The sequence below is a fragment of the Pelagibacterium halotolerans B2 genome (assembly GCF_000230555.1).
In the GTDB taxonomy this organism is placed as follows: Bacteria; Pseudomonadota; Alphaproteobacteria; order Rhizobiales; family Devosiaceae; genus Pelagibacterium; species Pelagibacterium halotolerans.
In genome coordinates this window covers 2785034-2800487 of record NC_016078.1, presented here as the reverse complement: position 1 = coordinate 2800487, position 15454 = coordinate 2785034, and the positions used below count along the sequence as shown (strand labels likewise).

Below are 15454 nucleotides of genomic sequence, written 5' to 3'. Positions count from 1 at the left end.
CCGCACGTGCGGTCCGGTTGTTTCATGTTCACCGACGATATTGGCTGCTGTCGGGAAAGTGAAAGCGGAAGATAAGGAAAACGGTTGCCCCTGTTTATCACAGTTTACGGCGGTTGCGCCTTTCCTGATGGTAGCCGACTGCGGCCAGGCAAATTCCCAATATGCAGAGCACAAGAAACGGTAAATTCCCGTAGCGAGCAAACATGGTTGCCGGCAATGGGTAGGTAGGCGATGCGTCGATAGCACCGATCTCACGGCCGCCGAGCCTCGATTCGATTGCTCCTAGCGGATTTATGACGGCCGAGACTCCCGAATTTGCAGCACGGATCATGGGAAGACCTTCCTCGACCGCCCGGATCCGCGCATGATGAAAAAGCTTCTCGAGCCCGACGGAGCCATCGAACCAGGCATCGTTGGTCAACACGACAAGCAGTTCGGCGTCTCGTACCACTGTTCCTAAACCTCCGGAAAACGCCGCCTCATAGCATATCAGGGGCAGGATTGAGGGTGTCCCTGGCAAACTCATAATTCGACGTGCTTCACCAGCGGCCCATCCGTCGTCACCCGCCACCAACTGCCGGAATCCGAACCGCGCGAGTTGATCCTGAAACGGCAAATACTCGCCAAAGGGCACCAGATGAGTTTTGTCGTAGCTCGAAATCATCTCGCCGCTGGAATCAATGGCAAGCACTGAATTGTAGGGTTTGCCGGTCGCCGACGAATCCATAGAAAATGGTTGGCGAGGGGCGCCAGTCAGCAATATCAAGCCGTCTGGCAAAGCACGTGCGATCCGTGCGAGATACTCAGGTTCCTCGAAAAGAAAGAATGGCAACGCCGCCTCTGGCCAAACGAGGTGTGTTATGCCTTGGAGACCTGATGCTCCGATCTCGGACGACCCAGCAGTGGAAAGGGCGAGCAGCCCCGCCACGATCTCTTCTCGAGCGGAAGCCTGCCACTTGAGGTCTTGCGGCACAGCAGGCTGAACAATACGCACCACCATATCTGGACGTTGGTCGATCGGAGTGGAGGTAACGCGCAGATATCCCCACCCGTACTGCAATGTCAGTAATGCCGCCGTCGCCAAAAGCGGGATAGTCCGTCTAAAGAGGCGACGTTCTGTATGAGGCCAAACCAGGGCCGGAGTCGCTCCCACGAATATAGCAGCGAAGGTAAGACCATAAACACCCACAAGGCTAGTCGCCTGCATCATCTCGACGTTGGGGGTGAGCGCATAGCCGAGTAGGTCAAACGGCAAGCCAGTGAAGAGATGTCCGCGAGCGAACTCCGCGAGTCCGAGACAACTAGCCAATGCAAGTACTCGCCCAACCCCCTCGGACCAAAAGAGGTGAGCGGCAGCTGTTCCCAGTCCCCAAAACAGAGCAAGAACGCTCGACAGCGCCAATAATGCGAAGGGCATGAGAGCTAAGAGCCAACCGCCATCGACGGAGAATGCGAACCCGAGCCAGTGGAGACTTACCGCGAAATAGCCCAGGCCGAACCAAAACCCGATGCCGAACGCTGGCCCGAAAATGCGCCAGCAAAGACCTTTGCGGCGCTCGGCTCCATCGAGCGCCCAGATAAGTGCCGGAAGGCCGACAAACAGCGCTGGGACAATGAATAGCGGCGGCGTTGACAATGCCGTCACTCCGCCTGCGCCAATCAATAGCAGTGCTCTGCGCCAGCCATGGCTGAGGATGATGAAATCGGCAAGCGCGGTCATGGAATTGCCTGTGAGGAGGTAGGAGGTGAAAAGCTATGAACGTTGTTGCGACCCGGGTTACGCTGGCCTTGGCCGTAAATTCTATTGAATGGTCAAAGCTTGTGATCTGGGTTCTGAGCGTGGCCTGCAACCAGCAAGCACGTTGATTTGACCGAGTAAAAGGGGACTTCACCGGCTGCTATTATCGCTTTTCCGGCCCTCGACTTCAGTGGCTCATTCGTCGCCCTTACCAGAGGTCGGAAGTTGGCCTCCCCGGCGGCGAATGAATGTATAGGGCAGCGCGCCGAGTAGAAAGATCGCCCCAAATGTTAGATAGACGCTCAAATCGTATTGAGTGGCCAGTAGCAGAGACGTCGCGATGCCAAGCAGCGCAGTAGGTGGAACGTTTGCAATTGAGGGCAACCGGAACGGGCGTTCCAGATCGGGCTGAGTGAAACGGAGTACGATCACCGCGGCGTTGATCGCGGCGAATACAAGAATCACGCCGAGCGAGGACAGGCTGGCGACGAACTCGATTTCGCCCACTGAGGCCAGACCGCACGCGACGGTGAGATAGGCGAGGGCTCCTACCCACGGACTGCGGCTCGATCCGAGTGTCCACGCCAGTGGTTTGGGAAGGTCGCCGTCTCGCGCCATGCCAAACAGAATCCGGCTTCCCGACAGCGAAGCGCTTAGCACCGCATTGGCGGTGGCGATCAGCGCAGCGGCTATGATCACCATTGCGAACCCTCCGCCCATCACCCCTGCGGCGTCGGCCAAAGGGGAGGGAGAGCCAGCCAGGAATTCGGCATTGATGAGACTCAGGATGCCCAGAATCACCACCATGTAAACAAGGGTCGTGACCCCCAGCGCGATCATGAAGGCCCGCCAGAGATCCCGGTCGGGACGCTTGGCCTCTTCCGACAACGAGGCCATATGCTCATAGCCGGAGTAGATGAAAAACAGGATAGCCGCGCCTTGCAGCACGCCTGCGAAATTGTCGGTCGCCACAGCGAACTCGGGCATCCCACGCTCACCGGAGGGAATCGCGAACATCGCGAAAACGATAAGGCAGGAAACCTGGAGTACGGTTAGCGCGGCGCTGACAAAAGACGCCTTGCTGATCCCGGCGATGTTGATCACGGTCGCCAGGCCCATAAGCACAAAGGCGATGATGACGGGCGTGATCGGCATGAATGCTTGCGCGTAATTGCCAAAGGTCAGCGCCACGGTGGCCAGGGTTGCGGCACCGTGCACGGCGATGAAGAGACCGATCATGAACGCCAGGGCCGGGAAGGCGGGGAAGGTCTTGCGAAGGAAGTTGTGTTCCGCACCAGCGCCCGGAAGGGCTGAGGCAATCTCCGCATAGGACAGGCCGGAAAAGGCAGAGATGACTGCGGCGATAAGAAAGCTCAGCCAGACGCCTTCACCCGCCGCACCGGCGGCCGGACCGATTACCGAATAGATTCCGGCGCCGATAATGGTACCCACTCCGTAGAGGGAAAGCCGCACGAGACCGAGCGACTTCGTTAGACCGCCATGTTCCCCGCTACCGTGCGTCATCTCAATTGCTCAAAGCCCGCTCAACCTCCGAAACGAGCGCTTCGAAAGAGTATTCAGTCAAGGGTGTGCCGTTGATGAAGAAGGTGGGTGTCTGGCGGATTTCGAGTTGGGCGATGTCCGCCTTGTCCTGATTGATCAGGGCAACGGTGGCAGGAGAGCTCATGTCGATCCGGGCCCTCTCCACGTCGAGACCCGCGGCCTCGGCGGCGCTCCATGCGATCTCGAGGTTCGGACTGCCGTGTGCGGCCCATGCCGGCTGGCTGGCGAAGACCATCTCCATCACCGGCTCGAACAGGTCCTGGGCGCGGGCCGCCTCTATAATGCCGACAGCTTCTTCGGAACCGTCATGAAAGGGTGCATAGCGCACCACGAGTCTTAGATCTTCCGGATTGTCATCCAGTAAGCCTTTGACCACGGGATAGAAGGCGCGACACGCCTCGCAGGCAGGATCAAGAAACTCGACGAGGGTGACCCGGGCGGTTTCCGGTCCCAATACCGGCGAGTTGGGGCGGACGAGAATATCCGCATTCTCACTGGCGAGCGCCACCGCTTGCTGGGTCTGGTTGGATTGGTAGAGGTAGGCTCCGCCCGCCAAGGCCAAAACGCCGACGGCGAGAGTTCCAATTACGAGGGCACGTCTGTTCATGATTTCTCCTTGCGCAGCGCAATCAGGAGGAGGGCTGCGATCGCTGTGAATGAAAGGGTGGAAAGAAGGGGAAGCGGCACCGCTCCCCAGATCGTCATGTTCGCGTCTGTACAGGATACGCCTTGCGAGCATGGCGCGATGGCCTGTGAGATAAGCCCGAAATACAAACTGGTATGCCAACCCGCGATCAGGAGGCCCGGAACGGCCACAAGGAGACCATACTTGGCTCCCCCAAGATCGCCCTTGAAGCAGGCCAGCCCCAATATCAGCGCCAGCGGGAACATGAATATCCGCTGATACCAGCATAGAACACACGGGGTCTGTCCCATGACTTCGCCGATAAAAATGGCGCCGCCGGTCGCCACGAGGGCGATGGTCCAAGCGACATACATGGCGATAGAGGGAACATCTTGCCGTCGGATTTGCATTTAGCGAGCCTTTCCGGAATGCGAGGCGACTTTGTCGCAGTTTCCATGGTTTCCATTGCCGACTACAACGGCTGCGCTGATGCGTCCTACGACATGATTGGATGTCGTCATCTCCGTTTTCTTTGACCAGGTTCTACTGATGTCTTCTCTGCGCGTTCGCAATATCGCCGTGCTTGCCGTTCTTCTGGTGATCGTCGGTGGTGTTTTCATTTTGTCGTTTACCCATGTTCCAAACGAAGTCCGAGCCTCCCAGACGGTCGAAACGGACGCTGTCGACTAGCCGCCACTTGCCAAGCCCGCGCCGTTGGCTGCCCCCGTGCCCGCCAGGTTGTCGATGTTCTCAACGATCCGCGCGAACTCGGTCATCTCGCTTGGCGTCAGCGAACGGCTTGCAGGGAGCCGGGCTTCCAGCGCGTTGAGAAGCCGTCCGTTGACGCTTAGTTCGAAGTGGAGGTGATTGCCGGTCGAAAGACCTGTCGTTCCCACATATCCGATCACGTCGCCTTGCCGGACGACGGCGCCGGGCTCGATGCCATCAGCGATCCGGCTCATATGAGAATATGAGGTGACATAGCCATTTTCGTGCGTGAGGCGGACGTGACGCCCGTAGCCGCCATTCCATTGCGCCATGGCGACCTGTCCATCCGCTGACGCGTAGATCGGCGTCCCCGCGGGCGCGGCAAGATCCACCCCCTCGTGCCCGAGAATCTCTCCTGTAACGGGATGCGTGCGCATCCCCATGGGAGATGTTAGGCGCCCCCCACCTTCGAGTGGCCTCCGCAAGAACATCGGTCCCCAGGACTGGCCGTCCCGATCCATATAGAATGCTGTGCCGTCCTGCCCGACAAACTGAAACAACTCCCGAAGGCGGGTGTTTTCCGAAAGCGCGACATAGAGCGCCTGGCTTCGGCCGTCGCTGTCCACCGCCGCAAGGATTTCGATCGTGGTGCCAGGCGTGATGCGTTCATTGAGATCGAGTTGGCCCTCAAGAGCCATGATCACGCTTTCGACCACAGCGTCCTCAAGTCCGTTTCTGCGACCCAACTCCCAGATGGACTGATAGAGTGAAGGAAGTTGCGCCGCGTTCACCTGCTCGACGTTCTCTTCCGGCATCGCAATTCTGGGAGGCTCGTTAGCCAGCACGAATCCGCCATTGTCCGTTCGCGCACTTGTAAACGCGTGCGTGTCCGCATTCGAGGCCGCGTCGTGACGATAGACGCTGATACGCATCGGGGTTGCTCCGACCCCCTCCTGTCGACCCGAGTAGTAGAGGATCCGCAAGCGGGAAAGGGGAGGCAGGCTATCCATTCCGTAGGCCGTCCTCGCCCATCTCAAAATTGTCGCCGCATCGGCCTCCGCGAACCCGTTTTCCCCAAGCAACGTTGAGAGTTCGCGTTCCTCATCAAGCTTAAGCAACCGCTCTGACCATCCATCCGAACGTATCGACTTCGGGACAACGGTAATGTTTTCGGGTTCCGAGGTGATGATCCTCCCCGGTTCGACGTCCGTGACGGTCAAAACCCCGCTCGGGGGCGCATAGCTGGAAAGTTCGGAGAAGAACGACGCCAAAGCTATGCGGGCCTGTCCCGAATCCGACATGACGTACTCGACTGCTGCCTGGTCGGAGAGTCCGAGCGTTGGGGGTGTCGAGAAACTGAGCGGCGTCATGGACAGAGCGACTTCAGATTGCACAGGTTCACCGTACAGCGAAGACGCTATGCTCTGGTCTACCCTTGGTTGATCGTCGCTCTGCCCGACCAGCGTGTCCATTGCAGGAATGTCCGCTGAGACAATGGTTGTCGAAGTCGCGAGCGCTGAATTGAACCACACGAAGGTCTGATTGCGAAGCTGGGTTTGCGAGCCTAGCGATTCTTCGACAGCCATATCGAAAGTAACCAGATCCCGCTCCGTCGATACCGATGCCCTGACCCTGTTGGTCTTCCCATTCGCACTCGTTTGGGCCGAGGCCTGAACGGGAATACGCAAGGCTTCCGTGGGGGTCGAGAAAGACTCCCGGCCATCGAACGCGAGGTAAAGAGCTGCGTTCATGAGCAGGAAGCAAGATACCCCGGCTACGACGGTGGAGGTGACGGCCCTGGGATTGATATCTCCAAGCACGGTGAACTGCGCATCCAACCCTCTGACCGAGAGCGGAGGTTCGTCAACAACCCCTATGCGCAGCAGGTGGGCGTCTCTCATCCTCTGCGTAGTGGTTTGCCTGTTTCGTGATTTTTTTGAAGAAATAGCCACTATCGCGCTGCCGTACCATGTATCGGGCTTGGTCGCGTCACCTCAGAAGACGACGATGGGGGATCCCCATTTCACCCTATCCGCAAGATGGATCACGTCATGATGCAACAGACGCACGCACCCGGACGACACCGCCTGACCTATCGTCCAGGCCTCCCCAGTCCCATGAATTCGGTAAAGTGTGTCGCGGCTTCCCTGGTGAATATAGAGCGCACGGGCGCCGAGCGGATTGTCCAGCCCTGGAGGTTGGCCAGTACGCCATTGCTCGAGCTCGGGCTGACGTTCGATCATCTCCGTGGGCGGCGTCCAGACCGGCCATTCCCGCGAGTAGGCGATATGTCCACGTCCCGACCATGCGAAGCCGGCCCGGCCCAATCCGGCGCCGTAGCGCATCGCGGTCCCTCCCTCCTCGAGGTGATAGAGGTAGAAGCTTGAAGTATCCACGATGATCGTTCCCGGCTCCTCGGAGGTGGGATAGTCGATACGTCGACGATAGAAATTCTGATCGAGATAGCGCAGATCGACAGGCGGAACGGGAAACTGTTCATTTGGGAGCGCCGCATACATGGCGACGACTTCAGGTGATATTGGCGGCGGCAACGTCACCTGTTGTTGGGGAGGTTCGTTTCTGTATGTCGAACAGCCCGCGACAGACAGCGCCATAAGGCTGGATGCACCTGCCAGGAAGTGGCGGCGTGAAAGAGAGATAGAAGATGCCATCGTATTCCGCTCTTAAGTCTCAGGCGATATACCGCGCCGGCCTGCGCCAGAACGGTGATCAGCATGAAAGAAATACAGAACCAGGGCGTCGAGAGGCGTGGAGCCAGAGTCAGAAAAGCCCTAATACTGCGCCGATTTCGATCAGGCGCGCGGAGGGGGCTCGTCGAGCGGACGTAGCCACAGATAGCTGGATTTGGGAGGGAGTGCTAAGGCCCAGGTTTGTCGCGGCTGTGGCCTTTCTGGTTCGTCGGTAACCGCGGTCTGGATTTCGCAGTGTGGGCAGGTGGCGAAGATCCCTGGAATTTGGCCAGTTTGGCGGGCTTCGAAACTCGAACCCGTCAAAGGCGAAACAAGCGTCGTTACAATCTCGATGCTTCCACTTGGCAGGACAGGGCTCACATGACCGTTAGGCGTGGACGCTTGCACGGCAGCGAGCCATGCCAAGATCAGCATGGCTCCAAAGCCCAAAGCCAACAAAGCGAAATGACGAACCATATAGCATTGATGCAACGTTGATCATGGCATGATCAAGGCACAATCCCCAAGTTTTGGTGAAAAGAAACCATCATGTCGGAGTTTTTGCACCCTACCAATTCCAAAGAAGAACAGAGGAAAGGTACGCACAAGCTCCATTCTTTTATTCAAGCGCGGGTGCTGTGATAACCGCATTGAGCATGGTCGGCCAGCGTCTCGATCACACGGCATGTGGCAATATGACCATGTGAACCCTCCTCGAGCATGCGCGACAGTTCGGCTTCGAGGAGCTTGAGATTGCTGATCTTGGTGCGCACTTCCGCCAGTCGTTCCCGTGCAATCATGTCAGCGTCGGCACAGGGACGCGCCGGATCGTCCTGAAGCCGAAGCAGGGCGCGGATCGCGTCGATGTCGAATCCCAGTTCTCGTGAATGCCGAATAAATTTCATTCGGTCTATATCGACGGTGTCGTAAAGGCGGCGATTGCTCAGGCTTCGCCCAACCGATGGCAGCAACCCGATTTGCTCGTAGTAGCGGATGGTTGGCACCTTGATCCCACTCGCCTTCGCGGCCAATCCGATGGGAAGCCCGTCCTGCATTTTTTTCTCCTCTAGCTTCTGGAGTATGTACGCCCTGATCGTGGCGAGGGAATGGAGAGTCCGGCTACCGTTTCGTTTTGCATCTCGGCTTTCGTCTTCGGACAACCTCGCCCAACTATGCGAAGTCAGTCAGGCGTCATGGCTCCCTACTCGCTCAGTGCTTTTTGTCGATCTCCGCTGGAAGCTCCAGATATCCTTGATCGCTCAACCAGTCGTGCAGGATGTAGCGCAGTCCGTCTTGCCGGGTTCTTATCGGTTCGGGTGACTTCTCAATGAAGGTATTAAACGCTTCAGCCAATTCCGGCGTTACACGGACCGTAATCTTGTCTTTCATGCGCATCTCCTTCAGCCGGGGCTATAAAGCGCAGGGCTGCGGGATTGTCGAGTCGGTGCAAGCGAATCCCGAACTGGCTTAGCGAATGACTGCGGTAGCCCCCAGAATACGGCCGGGCAACGCGCCGTTCTTTTCCTGTATTATGAGCGCGAAGCCATCGTTGTCGGGCCCGAGAGCCTCAGGCACTGGAATGCGTATTTCCACGCCGCTCGTCGGATCCCACATCCCGACCGGTTGGCGGGACGTGACGATATGAGAATAGGATAGGCGTTGGCCCATGTTGTCGCCACTTGAGACATCGACCTCGGCGCCGTTGCGAAAGGCGACCAGCCACACGATCGCCTCGCCCAAACCCGAACGCGGGCCAGCTTTGAGGACGACGACGTCCTGAGATTCAGCCTCAACGTCTATGGAAAGCGCCAGATCCGCATCGGCAAGCGCGCTCGAGACCTCCTCGGCGTTTGAGCCCGCCATGCTGCGTTCACCGTTGACGATCATCTGCGGCGTATAGAGCCGGTTCGTGCCCGCCGCCCTGGCATAGGCTTTCTGGAGTTCGCCACTGGCGGATATGGCAAAGGTGTCGGCCCAGCCCGTATAGTCCCAATAGTTCACGTGATAGGCGAGAGCGATGACGTTGTTCTCATCGCTCATCCGGGACAGGAGCTGGTCTGCTGCCGGGCAAGGCGGGCAGCCCTGGCTCGTGAAGAGTTCGACGACTGCGTCGGGCCGGTCGCGTATCTCCAATGCGTACGCAGCACCGGCCGCCAAGCAGGTCATCGCTGCCAGATACAGGCGAAGAACCAGCCGGGCAGATTGGGAAACAGGAACGCGCATGGCGTTTTTTGTAAGGATGAACCCGGCGTGCAGCCACTCAATTCGAGGTGAGAATCGTAGAGTGGCGCCAACAGTCTCCCCGGTTGGCGATTGTGCTTGCTTCTCTAGCGGCTAGAGGATGCAGACTGTTGAGCGAAGAACTACAAGGCGAGAATGACAGTGTTATTGGGAAGAGATCATCGAGGCTTCCAGCGAGACCGCGACGCGAGCAGAAGTCCTGCAATCATTGCGGCGGCCTTTCTGTTTTCCATGTTGGTTCTGGTCCTGGGCTATGCCGCGTTCGGCTTCTGGACGATGCTGATCTTTACCTCCGGGTTTCTTGGGGGATTCGCGCTGTGGCTGTTCTTTCCTGCCAACCCCTCCTTCGCCTCAATCAAGACGCCATACTTTCTGGCACTGGCACTCTTCGTTCTCCATCGTATCGAGGAGTATTCAATGGATTTTTTTGACAGGCCGGTAGCGATCACCGGCATAAGCACGCCCGACGTCGGTTCCTGGCAAGTGATCCTGCTGGTCCTGCTCTCAGTGGGCGCCTGGTTGCTCGTGCCGCCGTTGGTCAGCCGCGGATACCGCTTCGGAACCTATCTCGCCTGGACCTTTTTTGCCGCCATGGGCATCACCGAACTGGCGCACTTCGTCGTTTTCCCATGGTTTACCCCGCAGCCTTTCGCCTATTTTCCCGGCATGGCAAGCGTCGTGATGCTTGCGCCCGTCGCATGGTGGGGCATGTGGCGGCTTTCCCGAAGGAACCTGATATGACCCGAAACCCGGAAACCCCGAACATTGCGAATGGCGGGCACGCTCATGACGCGGATCACGATCACGGGCAGGTCGTGACCGCCTCGAACGAGCGGCGCATCCGTCTTGTCCTCATTTTCACCGCCAGCTATGCGATCGTGCAGGCTGTCGGCGGTTGGTTCTCCGGTTCACTGGCGTTGATCGCCGATGCCGGCCACATGGTCTCGGATTCGGCCGCACTGCTCCTAGCCCTGATCGCCTACCGCATCGCGCGGCGCGCGGCGGATGCCACGCGCACCTACGGATTCCACCGGGTGAGGGTGCTCGCGGCGCTCGCCAACGGCGCGACGCTGCTCTTGCTCGTCGCATGGATAGCCTGGGAAGCGGTGCAGCGTATCAATGCTCCTGTTGAGATTCTGGCGGGGCCGATGCTGATCGTCGCCGTGATTGGCCTTGGCGTGAATGTGGCTGGAGCTCTGATTCTCTGGTCGGGGAACAGGGGCGATGGCAATCTCAGGGGCGCTTTCCTGCATGTCATCGGAGACCTTCTCGGCTCGGTTGGCGCCATCGCCGCCGCGATCGGGATCATGCTGACGGGTTGGACCATCTTGGACCCGATCCTCTCGGTGCTGGTGGCGATGCTCGTGGTCCGCTCCGCGTGGAGCCTTATCTCGGACTCGATCCGTGTTCTGTTGCAGGCCGTCCCCCGGGGCGTGGATGCGGTTGAAGCGGAGCGCGGTCTTGCGAGCCTCCCCGGGGTGGCGGAGGCGGGGCATTTTCACGCCTGGACACTGACCGACGAATCCAGCGTTGCCACAGTCCACGTCAGCCCGGCAGAGGGAACGGATCCGCTCAGCCTGCCCCAGATCGTCTCGGGCTGGCTCAAGGAGCGATATGCGATCGACCACGTCACCGTCCAGGTGGACCCGCCCGGAAAACTCGACCCCGGACACCACTGAATCGAGTTTGCCGGATATCCGGAGTCTTGCACGGGCTGACGCCCAGCCGATTCGAAGCGCCAGCAAAGAGGGTGAAAAATTCGCTTGCTCCTATAGTGGCTAGAGGATGCAAGCTGGTCGTCAGATGATGACCAGGAGCCTACCGAAATGACTCGCGAACATCGCCAAACCCGCTATCGCGTCGCTGGAATGGATTGCGCCAGTTGCGCAGCCAAGATCGATACGGCGGTTCGCCGCTTGCCCGGCATCGAGGATGTGAAGGTCTCCGTCATGGCCGGAACCATGACGACGACAGACAATGGTAGCGTCGACCTCGACGCGATTCGTTCCAAGGTAGAAAGCCTTGGCTACAAGGCGAGCAGGCTGGCCGAGTCAGGCCCTGAAAGCCGAGAACCCGGTGTTCCGGCGGACGGCCATGAGCATTGCAGCCACGACGGCCACCATCATGACCATAGTCACGACCACGACGACCACGGTCATGGTCAAGAAGATCGAACCAGCGCAGTGCAGAAAAACGCGAAGGCTTCAACCGGCGCGCATGGCCATGACCATGGCCCGTTGGACGGTCCCTGGTGGAAAACCTCCAAGGCTCAATTGACCATCATATGCGGCCTCGCTCTTGGTGCCGCATTCCTGGCCGGTCAGATGCTTCCGCAGACCCAGCCCTGGGGCTTCATCATCGCGATGTTCGTAGGGCTCATACCCATCGCACGCCGCGCCTATATGGGTGCGATCAATGGCAGCCCGTTCTCCATAGAGACCTTGATGACGGTCGCGGCCATCGGCGCGGTCATTATCGGAGCCACCGAGGAAGCCGCCGTCGTCGTGCTTCTGTTCCTGGTCGGGGAACTGCTCGAGGGCATCGCTGCCAGCCGCGCCCGGGCCAGTATCACGGCGCTGGCCGATCTCATGCCCAAAACCGCACTGCTCGAAGTGGATGGCGAGACCCGTACCGTGCCTTCCGACAGCTTGTCCGTTGGAGCGGTCATTCTGGTGCGGCCCGGCGATCGCATTTCCGCCGACGGGGAGGTGATCTCCGGGGACAGCGCCGTCAACGAGGCTCCGGTCACCGGAGAATCCGTGCCCAAGCGCAAGGAGGCCGGCGATGGGGTCTTCGCCGGTACGGTCAACGGCGAGGGCGTGCTGCGCATTCGCGTCACCGCGACCAGCGCCGACAACACCATTGCGCGGGTGATCGCGTTGGTCGAGGAAGCCCAGGAATCCAAGGCGCCCACCGAGCGCTTCATCGACCGGTTCTCCAAATACTATACCCCAGGCGTGATGGTCTTCGCGCTCCTCGTCGCCGTCCTGCCGCCGCTGGTCGCGGGCGAGGATTGGGGCACTTGGGTCTATCGTGGACTGGCGGTCCTTCTCATCGGGTGTCCGTGCGCTCTCGTCATCTCGACGCCCGCTGCGATCGCCGCCGGACTTTCGGCCGGGGCGCGGCGCGGCCTGCTGATGAAGGGCGGCGCCGTCCTCGAAAGCCTGAGAAAGATCGACCTCGTTGCCTTCGACAAGACCGGCACCCTGACCGAGGGCAAGCCGCAGGTGACCGACATCGTCGGGATCGGCCGGGACGAGCGGGAAGTGTTGCGGCTCGCCGCCGCGCTCGAGGCGGGATCGAGCCATCCGTTGGCCGTGGCCATCCTCGCGCGGGCCGATGCGGAGGTCGTTCCCATCCGGTCCGCCGACAATGCCGGCGCGGTCGGCGGCAAGGGTGTGGTTGGCTCGCTCGATGGCGTCGAGTTGTTCCTGGGATCGCCGCGGGCGGCGCGGGAGCGCACCGAGTTGGGCGCCGAGCTCGACGGCAAGATCGCGGCGCTCAACGACGCGGGCAAGACCGTCTCGGTTCTTCTCGCCGGTGGAGAGATCGCCGGGCTGATCGCCATGCGCGACGAGCCGCGCGAAGATGCTCGGGCGGGTATAGGACGGCTCAAGGAGCTTGGGGCAGACGCTCTCATGCTGACCGGCGACAACACGCGAACTGCAAGCGCCATCGCCGCCTCGCTCGGCATGGAGGCGCGAGCCGAGCTGCTACCTCAGGACAAGCAGCGGATCGTGGGCAAGCTGCGCGGCACTGGTCGCGTCGTCGCCAAGGTGGGAGACGGCATCAACGATGCGCCCGCGCTGGCCGCAGCCGATATCGGCATCGCCATGGGCGGGGGTACCGATGTGGCGCTAGAGACGGCCGATGCCGCTATCCTGCACGGCCGGGTGACGGACGTGGCCAACATGATCGGGCTGTCGCGCGCGACCATGAGCAACATTTTCCAGAACATCACGATCGCGTTGGGACTCAAGGCGGTGTTCCTGGTGACGACGGTGCTCGGCATCACCGGCCTTTGGCCAGCGATCTTGGCTGACACCGGCGCCACGGTCCTTGTCACCGCAAACGCCATGCGCCTGCTCGTATGGCGGGGAATCGGACGCGAGGCCTAATGAAGTTCCCCGTCGCATTATACCTCGTGCCTGGCCTTGTCGGACTGGATCTCGCAGCGAAAATCTGGGCGCTGGGCGCGTTGGACGCTTCGGATCCGGCAATCTTCCTGGTGCCCGGCCTCTCACTGAAGCTTGCGTTCAATTCGGGTGTGTCGTTCGGCTTTTTTTCCGGTTCGCCGGTCTTGGTGCTGATCGTGACGACCGTGCTTGTCCTGGCTTTGACGGTCTGGTTTTTCCGCACATCGTCTTCGCTCGACGCGCTTGCCTTGGGCTGCATCATCGCCGGTGCGGTTTCCAACTTGGCGGATCGGGGCGTCCATGGCGCTGTAACGGATTTCCTTGCGTGGGGGCCACGCGCCTCTCCATTTTTCGTCAACAATCTGGCCGATATCTGGATCACGGCAGGCGTCTTGATATTGTTTGGAGGGCCATTGCTCCGCTCTCTCGGATCAACGCGGCCGAAAACTGCAAAATGATGTCACAAGTCAATCTCGTGAGTATCGCTTTGGCAGGCATTGATCATATGGTGCCGCTCACGTTTGGCGTCGTCTGCATCAACGACGCTGCCGGCCGTTTTGTAGCGGATTGGCACGGCGATCTTGTCGTGGTGTCCGCTTTGCGAGAAGCAAGAGCCCCCAAGGGCTGCCTGATCCTTGCTTCCGCTAGGGTCGCGTGATGCTTGATCAGCGCGCCAGTGTCCTCGATACCGACGTATTGGTGATCGGCGCGGGTCAGGCTGGGTTGGCTGCTGGATATCACCTGACGCGGAACGGGGTAAAGTTCGTCATCGCCGAGCGCGAGGGACGCGCGGGCGCGAGCTGGCTGCGCCGGTACAAGTCGCTCACCCTGTTCACCCCGCGTCGGCTTGACGAGCTGCCAGGATTGTCACTTAAAGGGGAGGCTGGCGGTTATCCAACACGCGATGAGTTCGCGGCGTATCTGGATGCTTATGCCAAAGCCTATCACCTGCCGATCCGATACGGTTTTCCCATAACAAGACTGGAGCGGTTTGATGGTGGCCGGTTCCTTGCCACCGGGCCCGGACCAGAGCTCATTTCGGCTCGCGCGGTTGTTGTTGCGACAGGCGGGTTCCAGGTCCCGGTGGTGCCGGCCCTATCGAGCGGATTGGAGCGCAGCGTCGTTCAACTCACGCCTGAAACGTATCGAAATCTTGGGAGCATTGCGCAAGGCCCGGTTCTTGTCATCGGTGACGGCGCCTCTGGCCGCGACATTGCGGCTGAACTGAGTCTCCTTCACACCGTCCTGCTCTCTGGTGGTCGCCGCCGTCGGTTGTTGCCTGAACGGATCTTCGGGGTGAGCATCTGGACTTGGCTGGCAGCAACCGGGTTGCTGAGAGCACCTGCTGAATCGCTGTTGGGGCGTAAGATGCGGGAAGCCGATCCTTTTCCCAACCGCAGCCGCAGCGACCGGGACTTGCTCGACAGGGGCGTGGTCCGAAAGGCCCGGGTGATCGGCGTGCACGGAAATCGCGCCCTCTTTGCGGACGGCTCCTCGGCTGACGTGGGAGCCGTAATTTGGTGCATGGGCTATCGGGATGAATTCGGCTGGCTGGCGATCGAAGAGGCGAAGGATACCTCAGGGAACGTGAAACACGATAAGGGCCATAGTCCCGTGGCTGGCCTGTTTTATGTCGGAAGGCCGTGGCAGCGCAATCGGGGCTCCGGTCTGGTGCTCGGTGTTGGCGAGGATGCCCGGCTCATCGTTGCGGCGGCCATCAGATTGTGAGGACGCTGATAACCTGCAAGTGAAG

Annotated in this window: 16 protein-coding genes; 7 read left to right on the top strand and 9 right to left on the bottom strand. The window is 59.9% G+C overall.

From position 1 onward, the window contains the following. Positions 1-97: 97 nt before the first annotated feature. From lnt to KKY_RS13660, 4 genes are all read right to left on the bottom strand, one after another. A complete protein-coding gene (gene lnt, locus KKY_RS13675) occupies positions 98-1720 on the bottom strand; it encodes an apolipoprotein N-acyltransferase (RefSeq protein ID WP_014131957.1) in 1623 nt (540 codons plus the stop codon). 213 nt (positions 1721-1933) lie between these two features. After that, the gene (locus tag KKY_RS13670) at positions 1934-3262 is read right to left on the bottom strand and encodes an APC family permease (RefSeq protein ID WP_083824108.1); all 1329 of its coding nucleotides are present in this window, start codon (positions 3260-3262) and stop codon (positions 1934-1936) included. A 1-nt stretch (position 3263) separates the two neighbouring features. Next, a complete protein-coding gene (locus KKY_RS13665; protein WP_014131955.1) occupies positions 3264-3908 on the bottom strand; it encodes a DsbA family protein in 645 nt (214 codons plus the stop codon). Then, the gene (locus KKY_RS13660; RefSeq protein ID WP_041528781.1) at positions 3905-4336 is read right to left on the bottom strand and encodes a disulfide bond formation protein B; all 432 of its coding nucleotides are present in this window, start codon (positions 4334-4336) and stop codon (positions 3905-3907) included. The genes KKY_RS13665 and KKY_RS13660 overlap by 4 nt, the downstream gene beginning before the upstream one ends. 139 nt (positions 4337-4475) lie before the next feature. Here KKY_RS13660 and KKY_RS20545 point away from each other — a divergent pair, with 139 nt between their 5' ends. Further along, positions 4476-4616, top strand: a complete 141-nt coding sequence (locus tag KKY_RS20545; RefSeq protein WP_014131953.1) for a hypothetical protein — start codon at positions 4476-4478, stop codon at positions 4614-4616. Here the strand turns inward: KKY_RS20545 and KKY_RS19685 are convergent. The 5 genes from KKY_RS19685 to KKY_RS13630 form a co-directional block, all read right to left on the bottom strand. Further along, on the bottom strand, positions 4613-6586 hold the full coding sequence (locus tag KKY_RS19685; protein ID WP_139305123.1) for a M23 family metallopeptidase: 1974 nt from the start codon (positions 6584-6586) through the stop codon (positions 4613-4615). The two genes, KKY_RS20545 and KKY_RS19685, sit on opposite strands and share 4 nt — an antisense overlap. Before the next feature lie 42 nt (positions 6587-6628). Then, positions 6629-7306, bottom strand: coding sequence for a L,D-transpeptidase (locus KKY_RS13645; RefSeq protein WP_083824107.1), 678 nt, complete (start codon positions 7304-7306; stop codon positions 6629-6631). Positions 7307-7947: 641 nt separating this feature from the next. Next, entirely contained in the window at positions 7948-8379 is a 432-nt protein-coding gene (locus KKY_RS13640; RefSeq protein ID WP_014131950.1) for a MerR family transcriptional regulator, read from the bottom strand. 154 nt (positions 8380-8533) lie between these two features. Further along, a complete protein-coding gene (locus tag KKY_RS13635; protein ID WP_014131949.1) occupies positions 8534-8713 on the bottom strand; it encodes a hypothetical protein in 180 nt (59 codons plus the stop codon). Positions 8714-8791: 78 nt separating this feature from the next. Continuing rightward, positions 8792-9547, bottom strand: a complete 756-nt coding sequence (locus KKY_RS13630) for a DUF1223 domain-containing protein (protein WP_139305124.1) — start codon at positions 9545-9547, stop codon at positions 8792-8794. A 153-nt stretch (positions 9548-9700) separates the two neighbouring features. Between KKY_RS13630 and KKY_RS13625 the strand changes: the two genes are divergently transcribed. From KKY_RS13625 to KKY_RS13600, 6 genes are all read left to right on the top strand, one after another. Then, positions 9701-10306, top strand: coding sequence for a hypothetical protein (locus tag KKY_RS13625; RefSeq protein ID WP_202945622.1), 606 nt, complete (start codon positions 9701-9703; stop codon positions 10304-10306). After that, positions 10303-11244, top strand: a complete 942-nt coding sequence (locus KKY_RS13620; RefSeq protein ID WP_014131946.1) for a cation diffusion facilitator family transporter — start codon at positions 10303-10305, stop codon at positions 11242-11244. Before KKY_RS13625 ends, KKY_RS13620 begins: the two co-directional genes overlap by 4 nt. A 147-nt stretch (positions 11245-11391) precedes the next feature. Further along, positions 11392-13683, top strand: a complete 2292-nt coding sequence (locus KKY_RS13615) for a heavy metal translocating P-type ATPase (RefSeq protein ID WP_041528779.1) — start codon at positions 11392-11394, stop codon at positions 13681-13683. After that, positions 13683-14159 carry a signal peptidase II gene (lspA, locus tag KKY_RS13610; RefSeq protein ID WP_014131942.1) on the top strand — a complete coding sequence of 159 codons (477 nt, stop codon included), beginning with the start codon at positions 13683-13685 and terminating at the stop codon, positions 14157-14159. The genes KKY_RS13615 and lspA overlap by 1 nt, the downstream gene beginning before the upstream one ends. After that, entirely contained in the window at positions 14156-14359 is a 204-nt protein-coding gene (locus KKY_RS13605; RefSeq protein ID WP_139305125.1) for a hypothetical protein, read from the top strand. The genes lspA and KKY_RS13605 overlap by 4 nt, the downstream gene beginning before the upstream one ends. Then, positions 14359-15429, top strand: a complete 1071-nt coding sequence (locus KKY_RS13600; RefSeq protein WP_014131940.1) for a flavin-containing monooxygenase — start codon at positions 14359-14361, stop codon at positions 15427-15429. The genes KKY_RS13605 and KKY_RS13600 overlap by 1 nt, the downstream gene beginning before the upstream one ends. Positions 15430-15454 lie beyond the last annotated feature (25 nt).